The organism is Vibrio sp. JPW-9-11-11, assembly GCF_013369335.1.
In the GTDB taxonomy this organism is placed as follows: Bacteria; Pseudomonadota; Gammaproteobacteria; order Enterobacterales; family Vibrionaceae; genus Vibrio.
This window is the reverse complement of record NZ_SZQJ01000024.1, coordinates 1-3102: the sequence shown is the minus strand read 5'-3', so window position 1 is coordinate 3102 and position 3102 is coordinate 1. Positions and strand designations below refer to the sequence as shown.

Sequence of the window (3102 nt, the reverse complement as noted above, 5' to 3'; positions counted from 1 at the left end):
TGTTAACTCGCCAGACTGAGGCCAAAAGCCCTCAAAATCTGAACTTAGCCACTCACTAGCTTTTGAAAAATCATTTGTTTTCATTGCATCCCAAAAAGCTAGGACAACTTCCTTTGAACTCATCATTCCCTCCGAGCACCTAACGCCGCATTAAGGGGTGAACAACGCCACCACCGAACCTAAACCATTGTGCCGTAAACACTAAAGCCAATTCAAATCAAAACTGCCAAGCGTTGTGAATCCCTCTTAAATGCTTTGTTATGTATATTTAATCCACGTTGCTTTTAATATGTTGAAAATAACCTGAAACAGATATCAGCAGTAAAGTTATTGAAATGCCAAACAACAATGAGAAGAAAAACAGAAAAAAGCGATTTACTTGAGTATGATGATCAACTCTAAATGCTGCCATACGGCATTCTTTTACTTTCTCTGGTTGACTCAAACAATCTACTTCCGTAAACGGCATTTGGTATTGCTGTTCTAGGTAAAGTTCTGCTTCTTTTGCCGCAATAGTATTAGCGTCAAGGTGAGGATACATTTGCCCCCAACCAGCTAATAAAACACCAAAAGTTACAATAAAACCCTTAAAGAGCATTATGTAATTTTTATATGCATGCTTTCTGACAGCATCACGAACTTGGCTTATTTCCATGTAAAACCTCTGAATATACATAACGCCCAATTAAGTAGCCCGAAACACACTGACTCACTTTCCGCATTACGCCGTAAACACCAAACCCGAAGCAAGCCAAAATCGCCGAGCGTTGAGGGTCTGCTTGAATTGTTTGTTATGTTTTACCACAAATGACTGATTTATTTGGCAAAGAACTGCGTTGTTAAACGTATTTCAAGAAGTGAATCACAAGCCCAAACTCACTTGGCCGCCAGACGCACGAAACACCAAGAGCGTAATTCCACTTCCCTGCCCAATGAGGCAACCCGACAAACGTTCAACAAGCGCCCTCTCTTTCCTACCAAAGCGCAGAACAATGGCAAATTGCCGAGGCAACTGCCAAGCCGATATGCTGATTGGCAAATACGCTCAAAGCGACTTAGAGCCAGTGAAATTTGAAACCAACCGCCACGACCTGCAAATGAAGCAACCCGCGAACATTGACATGTTTTACGGGTTGAGAAGTTCACGAATTTAGGCAGACAATGCGGATTTGCTGAGACAACTCGAACGAATCGCCAAAGGGACAAAGAACAGAGATCGAAGAATTTTAAGCCATTGAAATACAAGTAAACATAACGCTGCGTTAAGGGGTGAACAACGCCACCACCTAACCTAAACCATTGTGCCGTAAACACTAAAGCTGAATCAAACTGAAAATGCCAAGCGTTGAGAATCCCTCTTAAACGCCTTGTTATGCGATTGGGCACTTCTTGAGTGACTTAGCAAAGTAAAACTTTTTAGCGCTTTCAATGCTCTGCCTGTTTATTGCAGCCACTTCGGAGTAATTCAAGATACTATCTGGCACGTTTGCAGCAAATGCAAATTTAGGTGAAATGGGCATTAAGCAAAGCTCATGGTAGCTGTCCGCACACAAAAACTGACCTTTATTTGCTTGAAGCAAACCCCACTTTGTATCTTCGAACTCAACCATTTGTTGAAAAATACCAAGCTGTATTTGGAGACCTGTTAGCTGCCTCGCGGGGATTTCTCCATCGGAGTTAACGAAACCAACATGCTTAACTTCAAGTATTTCTTGTTGCTCCTGAGTGAGATCCTTACCTGCGATATCGTTTAATTTTGCGTTAGGTAAGCGATTTAGGTGAACTTGATGGCGTAATCGCCACAAAATAAAATACTTTGATATAGCTTTATGATCTCTTTCTGATGAGACGCCCAAATTATCAATTTGATCGTGAAACCCCTGTTCAATATCGACCATGTAGCCACGTTCAGCCCGCTCGTCCCAATTACGCTTAGTACAAAATATTTTTGCTCTTTTATTGCGAGGAAACGTCGAACAAGTTGATTTCTCATATACTTCAACGTTCTCCGTACGGTCGTAAAACTTTCCGATTGAATGGGCAGTATGGAAATGCTGCTCAATTGTAATTCCTAGTGGATTTCTCTTTCTCGGTTTTTCGTACTCCATTTTTTCCTCTTAAATCGCATAACGCCTTGCTAAGGTGCGGCTAACACCACGAAACCTTAGCAAAGTCACCGTAACCCCTAAACTTAACCAAACCAGAAATGCCGAAGGTTAGCCGTCACTCTTAAGCAATTTGTTAGAATTATTCTTCACTGAGCTCAGTCCCCCTGTTCAACGCAGTGGTCTAAGTAAAAATCGTAACTATCATCTTCAGCATTATACTTTACAACTGAAACTTCAGTAGCTGATATAGGAACATACCTAGCATCCTTAGGAACATTAGTACAAATCCCCTTGTTATTTTCATGATAATTGTCATGCAAGAGAGTTCTGAAAAATTTTTCATTTAACATAGATGATTGCGATATTGACGCAATAAATATGAGTGGCACCACTAGTAAAATAACTGACATAAAGACAATTGATTTATTTTCTATTGTGCTCCCAGAAAGTTTGCTCCCCACAAAGAAAACTATAGGAAATACAATTTCAATCGCTAATGTTAGAAGCATAGGACCGAATATAGCTATGAGAATAAAAGACATAGCCACAACATAATTGTTCAATGCCGAAGCTGGAGCTAGAGTTATTTCTTCTAGCATTAATCCCGAGTACAAAATAGAACCGGAAACTGTTACTGAGCCTACAATCAAGTATATGACTTTCATAGTAAGCGAGTTTTTTACTACGGAGATTAGATTGTCATACTTGTTCCAATAATACTCAACTAACATAAGGTTTAAGAAACCAGCTACACCCAAGCTAACAATTGTCGGATATGCGTTCTCCAACCATGCATTTATGGTTGCATATAAATAGTAAGCAAGGACATGTGTAAAGTAGAGGTATTCATAGTCTTCTCTAGTAAGGCTATTTCCGTCTTTAGTTTTATTTGCATGATATCCAAATAAAATCACATATAAAAAAAATAAAAAAGCTAAATGCTGCATTCCATACCTCAGATAATTCTAACGCACAATTAAGTAGCCCGAAACGC

The 3102-nt window shown here is 39.7% G+C and carries 4 protein-coding genes and 1 pseudogene; 1 reads left to right on the top strand and 4 read right to left on the bottom strand.

What is annotated here, in order from left to right; translation table 11 throughout:
• Positions 1 to 123, bottom strand: a pseudogene (locus tag FCU94_RS19385) (nuclear transport factor 2 family protein); the annotation flags it as partial.
• A gap of 145 nt (positions 124 to 268) precedes the next feature.
• Positions 269 to 655, bottom strand: a complete 387-nt coding sequence (locus FCU94_RS15775; protein ID WP_176289450.1) for a hypothetical protein — start codon at positions 653 to 655, stop codon at positions 269 to 271.
• A gap of 337 nt (positions 656 to 992) precedes the next feature.
• Between FCU94_RS15775 and FCU94_RS15770 the strand changes: the two genes are divergently transcribed.
• A complete protein-coding gene (locus FCU94_RS15770; RefSeq protein ID WP_176289449.1) occupies positions 993 to 1154 on the top strand; it encodes a hypothetical protein in 162 nt (53 codons plus the stop codon).
• A 216-nt stretch (positions 1155 to 1370) separates the two neighbouring features.
• Here the strand turns inward: FCU94_RS15770 and FCU94_RS15765 are convergent, their stop codons facing one another.
• Both FCU94_RS15765 and FCU94_RS15760 read right to left on the bottom strand, forming a co-directional pair.
• Positions 1371 to 2108: a hypothetical protein gene (locus FCU94_RS15765; protein WP_176289448.1), complete on the bottom strand. Its 738-nt coding sequence runs from the start codon at positions 2106 to 2108 to the stop codon at positions 1371 to 1373.
• A gap of 155 nt (positions 2109 to 2263) precedes the next feature.
• Complete coding sequence (locus FCU94_RS15760; protein ID WP_176289447.1) at positions 2264 to 3055, bottom strand: hypothetical protein; 792 nt, start codon at positions 3053 to 3055, stop codon at positions 2264 to 2266.
• Positions 3056 to 3102 lie beyond the last annotated feature (47 nt).

Coding starts and splice junctions, on each gene's coding strand:
- FCU94_RS15770 (WP_176289449.1), top strand. CDS start 993: ATGGCAAATTGCCGAGGCAACTGCCAAGCCGATATGCTGATTGGCAAA.
- FCU94_RS15775 (WP_176289450.1), bottom strand. CDS start 655: ATGGAAATAAGCCAAGTTCGTGATGCTGTCAGAAAGCATGCATATAAA.
- FCU94_RS15760 (WP_176289447.1), bottom strand. CDS start 3,055: ATGCAGCATTTAGCTTTTTTATTTTTTTTATATGTGATTTTATTTGGA.
- FCU94_RS15765 (WP_176289448.1), bottom strand. CDS start 2,108: ATGGAGTACGAAAAACCGAGAAAGAGAAATCCACTAGGAATTACAATT.